Annotated in this window: 5 protein-coding genes and 1 pseudogene; 2 read left to right on the top strand and 4 right to left on the bottom strand. The window is 64.5% G+C overall.

Annotated features, from left to right (window positions below):
- Positions 1-467, bottom strand: a pseudogene (locus QCE58_RS22700) (hypothetical protein); the annotation flags it as partial.
- 63 nt (positions 468-530) lie between these two features.
- Complete coding sequence (locus tag QCE58_RS22695) at positions 531-776, bottom strand: hypothetical protein (protein WP_309780367.1); 246 nt, start codon at positions 774-776, stop codon at positions 531-533.
- 1200 nt (positions 777-1976) lie between these two features.
- Between QCE58_RS22695 and QCE58_RS22690 the strand changes: the two genes are divergently transcribed.
- Together QCE58_RS22690 and QCE58_RS22685 are read left to right on the top strand one after the other, a co-directional pair.
- Entirely contained in the window at positions 1977-3191 is a 1215-nt protein-coding gene (locus QCE58_RS22690; RefSeq protein WP_250436922.1) for a serine protease, read from the top strand.
- A gap of 141 nt (positions 3192-3332) precedes the next feature.
- Positions 3333-4091 carry a TetR/AcrR family transcriptional regulator gene (locus QCE58_RS22685; protein ID WP_008349155.1) on the top strand — a complete coding sequence of 253 codons (759 nt, stop codon included), beginning with the start codon at positions 3333-3335 and terminating at the stop codon, positions 4089-4091.
- Positions 4092-4100: 9 nt separating this feature from the next.
- Here the strand turns inward: QCE58_RS22685 and QCE58_RS22680 are convergent, their stop codons facing one another.
- Together QCE58_RS22680 and QCE58_RS22675 are read right to left on the bottom strand one after the other, a co-directional pair.
- Positions 4101-4328, bottom strand: a complete 228-nt coding sequence (locus tag QCE58_RS22680) for a hypothetical protein (protein WP_033536506.1) — start codon at positions 4326-4328, stop codon at positions 4101-4103.
- Between the two features lie 62 nt (positions 4329-4390).
- Positions 4391-5800, bottom strand: coding sequence for an aromatic acid/H+ symport family MFS transporter (locus QCE58_RS22675; protein WP_008349153.1), 1410 nt, complete (start codon positions 5798-5800; stop codon positions 4391-4393).
- Positions 5801-6016 lie beyond the last annotated feature (216 nt).

The raw sequence follows: 6016 nt of genomic DNA, 5'->3' as shown, positions 1-6016 counted from the left end.
GTTGCCGCCACCGCCGTTGCCGCCGCCGCCGTGACCGCCACCGCCGTTGCCGCCACCGCCGTGACCGCCACCGCCGTTGCCGCCACCGCCGTTGCCGCCACCGCCGTTGCCGCCACCGCCGTTGCCGCCACCGCCGCTGCCACCACCGCCGTTTCCACCACCGCCGTGACCGCCGCCACCATTGCCGCCGCCGTTGCCGCCACCGCCATTGCCACCACCACCGTGACCGCCGCCGCCACCGCTACCGCCGCCGCTTCCACCACCGCCGTGACCGCCGCCGCCATTGCCGCCGTTGCCACCGCCTTGACCGCCGCCACCGTGACCACCGGCTGCGCCGCCATTGCCGTTACCGCTACCGTGGCCGCCAGGCGAACCGTTGCCATGGCCGCCGTCGCCATGACCGCCGTCTCCGTGACCAACTCCGCCATGACCGCCGTCGCCATGACCATCGCCGTGGCCGTCGCCATGGCCATCGCCGTGACCTACGCCGTGGCCGTCACCATGACCATCGCCGTGACCGTCGCCATGCCCTACGCCGTGTCCATCCCCGTGGCCATCACCGTGTCCGTCGCCGTGTCCGTCGCCGTGGCCGTCACCATGTCCATCGCCGTGGCCATCACCGTGTCCGTCACCATGACCATCGCCGTGGCCATCACCATGACCATGACCGTGGCCATCACCGTCACCATCGCCGTGGCCATGTCCATGACCGTGGCCATGCCCATCGCCGTCGCCGTCACCATCGCCATGCCCGTGCCCGTGACCATGGTGCCCATGTCCACTCGAATCGCCGCCCGAGTCTCCGCCGGAGTCGCCACCGGAATCTCCAGCGCCCTGACTGCCGTTACCTGTTCCACCCGATCCTGTGCCGGTTCCGGTGCCTCCGCCGCTCGTGCTTCCGCCAGCCCCCGCCGTCGCGCCCGGACCGCTGCTGGACGAGCCTTGACCGCCGCCCGCGCCCGCGCCCGCACCCGCACCCGATCCCGAGCCACTCGAATTTCCGCCGCCCGAAGCCGCTCCAGGCGATCCCTCGCCACCGCGACCGCCCTCGAGCAACGGCACGACCGCCGACACCGTTTCGACGGTCGGATCCGTCGTCGGCGATACGCGCGTCTGCGAGTCCGCCGCCGCAACCATCATCACGGCGCTCGTGCCGAGCGGCACGCATCCCTCGGAAGTCTGGTTGCAAGGATTCCCCGTCGTTTGCGCGGACGCGAAATTCGACATGGCCGCCGCGATCACGATGACGCTGAGTTTGATAGCAGTATTCAATTTGAATTTTTTAGGATTGCTCATTTGTGCCCCTTGTAGTGTTTCTTCGCCACGCGTCGGATGCAGAGTCGAACGCGATGTGGGGCAAGAATGACAGGCTGTACGGTGCGTTCTGTGCGGTAATTAACCGGGCGCGAGGGCGTCGTCATTTCGCGCAGTGCGCGAGCGCTCAGAGAACGTTTGCGGACGGCCGGAAGCGTCGTAGTTCATACGCTCGTCCCGGTCTTGCACGTCAGAATCGCGCGCAGGCGCGGCGGCCAGCCAGCAGATGCATCGCATGTCGATGAATCTTCGCGATGCCGAATGTCACGCGTATCGCGCACCCGTTGCTGGCTTCCGTAGAAAGGTGAATGTAGGCTATCTGTATGGATGCGAAGCGTCAAACGCGCTCTGTGCCGTAGACCGCACTCCGAGCGCACGACCGGTCAATCGGACGGGGATATCGTCTCTATCCGCTGATCAAAGACCGGGATCGAGATTGGCGCAAATTTGAACTAGAGTTATTTATCGTTCGCTTTCCTGATCTATTGCATAGACGCGCGCGCATTCGTCGAAGCAAAGCGCGCAGCCAAGCATCCGACGAATCAGAACACGAACGCAAGATCGACAAGCCGGCCCAGTGTTGTTCATAAGACTTAGGAATACCAAAGAACGGCGGATCGATGCGTCAGCCGACACATCGTATCTTTCAACCGGAGGGTGTCATGAAGAGATCGAAACGAGTCGCGTGCGTGGAGGCGACGGCGCTTGTCGCTCTGTCGATGGCGAGCGCAGGCGTCGCTCATGCAGACGACGAAGCCGTGGTGAATCCGAATCCGGCGGCATCGCGCGAGGCGCCGGCGGATCTGTCGAATCTTAAGCCGGTCGTCAATGTGCTCGCGCCGCCGGACACATCCGCGATCATGCCGGAAACCAGCGCCGGGCCTTATACGCCGGGCGTCAATACGCCGGCCGGCATCGTGAGCAATGCGCAGACGAGAGCGTATGGCACCTTCGGCATACCCTATTCGACCGGCCGCGTGCAGGACGGCAACCAGAGCGCGGCGGGCACCACGAGCGCGAACTATCTCAGCACGACGTATCCGTATCGGGCGATCGGCAAGCTCACCTTCAGCGCCGGCTACTGCACCGCGAGCCTGATTCGCAGAAGTGTGATCGTCACGGCGGCGCACTGCATCCAGAGCTTCGGCAGCGGAAGTTCGCTGTTCTCGAACTGGCAATTCCGCCCCGGACACTACGGCGCGTCCGGCGCCACGTCTGCTCAGATCGCGCCTTATGGAACGTGGAACTGGGCGGCGCTCGTGCGGCCATCGGCGTGGGCGAACGGCACCGATACCGGCTCGGGCTCGGCGCGCAACAACGACATCGCCGTGATCGCGATCGCAAAGAACGCGTCGAATCAGTTTATCGGCGATATCACCGGCTATTTGAGCTATGGCTGGAACAACTATTCCTTCATATCGTCGCCGAAGACCGGGAATCTTCAGACAGCCGCCGTCACGACCTTCGGCTATCCGACCTTGCTCGACGGCGGCGCGATCATGCAGCGCACCGATGGCCCGGCCTATACGACGACCGTGAGCGGCGCATCGCAACTCTGGCAGGGCAGCAATCTCACGAGCGGCGCAAGCGGCGGACCGTGGATCGTCAACTTCAGGCCGCGCGATGCCGTGCTTTCCGGGGGCGCGGTCATCGGCAATGCGTCGAATCTGTCGATCATCGGCGTGACGTCCTGGGGCTCGTCCGATCCGAACGCGATCAAGGACAACTATGCGTCGCAGTTCCGTCAGAACACGCAGTATCCGAACGCGACTTATGGCAATTACGGAGCAGGCAACATCGCGTCGCTGCTGAACACGCTGTGTTCGACCGCCGCGCCGGGCGGCGGCACGTACGCATCGCAGGGATATTGCAACTAGCGCCGATTGACGTGGCCCGTTCGCTTCGAACGGCGCGCGGGCCACTTCGCCTTTTCCGACGAATTCGCTGGAGCATGCCTCAAACGCCCGTAGAATACGAAGCGAACCGGCTTCTCACTTCATCGGCAGTATCGCTCAGGCATGACGAAAGACGACACCACTCACGTCCGCGCACACGGCGCATCGAGCAAGCGCAAGCGGCTTGGCCGCCCGGCGGGCAATATCAATCAACGTGAGAACATCCTCGACGCAGCCGAGGTCGATTTCTCGCAGCGCGGTTACGCGGGCACATCGCTCAAGGAAGTGGCCGCGTCGTGCGGCGTCACGCAGGCGCTCATCACGTATTACTTCGGCACCAAGCAGCAGCTTTTCGAGCAGGTGTTCCTGCGCCGCGCGATGCTGATCTCCGAAGAGCGCGTGACGCTGCTCAATGAACTGATCGATGGAAAAGAGGCGAACGTGCGCGATATCGTGCGCGCGTTTCTGCTGCCGCTCGTCGCGCTGCGCAAGACGGACGGCGGCCGCGCGTTCATTCGTCTGCAGGCGCGCCTGCACACGGAGCCGCCCGAAATCTCGTACAGCCTGCGCAGCACCGCTTACGGCGATTCGACCGATGCCTACGTCGAAGCGCTGCGCGCCGCGCTGCCCGGCCTGCCCGCGAAAGATCTCTACTGGCGTGTGACCATGATGATCGGCGCGTATCTCTACGCGTTCTCCGACACGCATCGTCTCGACGTGCTCGCCAAGGGCGCGTGCGATCCGTGGGACGCGAACGAAACGCTGGAGCAGTTGACGAACTTCATCGTCGGCGGTCTGGAGGCGCAGGCGAGCGCGTCATCTCCGGCCAGCGCGAAGAAGGTCGCGAAGCCGAAGACGACGCGCCCCGCACGCGCCGCATAAAAGCAAGGTTCAGCGCCGCAAACCGATTTCCATCGACTCGATCACTTGCGCGATGGTCGAATGCATCGATGCGAGCGTCGCGCCGGGCAAGTCCGACGATGCCGTTTCGCCGATCATGTCGCGCAATGTTTCCTGCACATCCGCCGATGCCTGTTGCGGCAACGCCGCCGCGATCACGCTGAGCGCGGCGGTGAGGCCATGCAGCTTGCCGGTCAACACTTCCAGTTCCTGACTCATCTTTGCTTCCTGTCGTTTCAAAGAGATGATGCGGACCGCGCGTCGTGCGCGGCCCGCGAGAATCACGCGCGTTCCGTCTCCGGGTGCGCCTTCAGCTTGACGAACAGCGCGATGCCCGCGATCACCGAGGGCACGGCGAGCAGCGCGAACACCGCCGGCAGGCCGAGCTTCCACTGCGCGAACAATCCGCCGAGCGCGACGCCCGCGATGCCGCCGAAGCGCCCGACGCCATACATCCACGAAACGCCGGTTGCGCGGCTTTGCGTCGGATAGAACATCGCGGCGAGCGAGGGCATCGACGATTGCGCGCCGTTCATCGTCGTGCCGGCGAGAAAGATCAGCGCGCTCACGAGCCCGATGCTGCCGATCGCCTGCCCGACCACGAAGATCAGCACGGCGGTCAGCAGATAACCGAGCATCACGACGACGTTCGCGTTCCAGCGATCCATCAGCCACCCCGATGCGATCGTGCCGATGCCGCCGCCGAGCGGAAAGAGCGCGGTGAGCAGCGCGGCGCGCTCGGGCGTGAAGCCGGCTTCGTTCATGAGCAGCGGCATCCAGCTCATCAGCAGATAGAAGATGACGAGGCCCATGAAGTACACGAGCCACAGCATCAGCGTGCCGACGACGAAATTGCGCGAGAGAATCGCGCCGACCGACGATTTCGCGTGCGTTTGCGTGCGCTCGGACAGACGAAACGAATCGATGCGCGCGAGATCGAGCGGCGCGATCCTCGAAAGCGGCGCCCAGATTTTCTCTTTGGACGCGCCGCGCTTGACGAGATAGCGCACCGATTCCGGAACGAGCATCGCGACGAACAGCGCGAGCACGAGCGGCACCACGCCGCCGACGACGAAAAGGCTATGCCATCCGAATGCGGGAATCAGCCACGATGAAATGAAGCCGCCGAGCGCCGCGCCGACCGTGAAGCCGCAATACGTCGTGTTGACGATGATCGAGCGGCTCTTTGCCGGCGCGTATTCGGAGACGAGCGTGATCGCGTTCGGAATCGCCGCGCCCAGACCGATGCCGGTCAGAAAGCGCAGCGTGACGAGCGATTCGACCGAGCCGCAGAACGCGGTCGCGAGACTCATCGCGCCGAAGAAGGCGGTCGCGGCGATGAGCACCGCGCGCCGTCCGAAGCGATCCGCCGCCGGCCCGGAAACGACCGCGCCCGCCGCGAGCCCGAAGAGCGCGGCGCTTAGAACGGGCGCGAGCGCGCCCTTCGTGATGCCCCAGCCCTTGACGAGCGCCGGCGCGATATAACCGATGGCTGCCGTGTCCATTCCGTCGATCAGCACGATCAGAAAGCACACGCCCATCAGCGTCCATTGAAAGCGCGAGAAGCGGTGCGCGTCGATGAACTCCTCGACAGGCACGCTCCCGCTCCACGCATCGCCCCGATCGGACGCCGTCGAATGCCCGGCGCGCGGCGGGAATGCCGGGCCGGTGTGAAGCTCTGCTTGCGACATGACCAACTCCTCGTTGTCGACGGCGCTTCGCCGTCCATTGTCACCAGGCCGGCGACATGCCGGTGTTCACGCGAAGCGGGGGCCCACCGGTTTCGACGCTGGTTTATTATATGTACCTATAATTAATAAACGCAATGCGGAAAAAAATAGTTCTCGACGCGCGCTGAGCGGGCGCTCCGCACAGGCGTTCAGCGCGATGAAAGCATTCGAACGAAT

Source organism: Caballeronia sp. LZ028 (genome assembly GCF_031451415.1).
Classification (GTDB): Bacteria; Pseudomonadota; Gammaproteobacteria; order Burkholderiales; family Burkholderiaceae; genus Caballeronia; species Caballeronia zhejiangensis.
Note: the sequence above shows the minus strand (reverse complement) of the source record. Positions and strands in the feature narration are given on the sequence as shown.

Bases quoted from the DNA above. Each gene is read 5' to 3' on its own strand.
- QCE58_RS22680 (WP_033536506.1), bottom strand. From the start codon at position 4,328: ATGAGTCAGGAACTGGAAGTGTTGACCGGCAAGCTGCATGGCCTCACC.
- QCE58_RS22685 (WP_008349155.1), top strand. From the start codon at position 3,333: ATGACGAAAGACGACACCACTCACGTCCGCGCACACGGCGCATCGAGC.
- QCE58_RS22675 (WP_008349153.1), bottom strand. From the start codon at position 5,800: ATGTCGCAAGCAGAGCTTCACACCGGCCCGGCATTCCCGCCGCGCGCC.
- QCE58_RS22695 (WP_309780367.1), bottom strand. From the start codon at position 776: ATGGGCACCATGGTCACGGGCACGGGCATGGCGATGGTGACGGCGACG.
- QCE58_RS22690 (WP_250436922.1), top strand. From the start codon at position 1,977: ATGAAGAGATCGAAACGAGTCGCGTGCGTGGAGGCGACGGCGCTTGTC.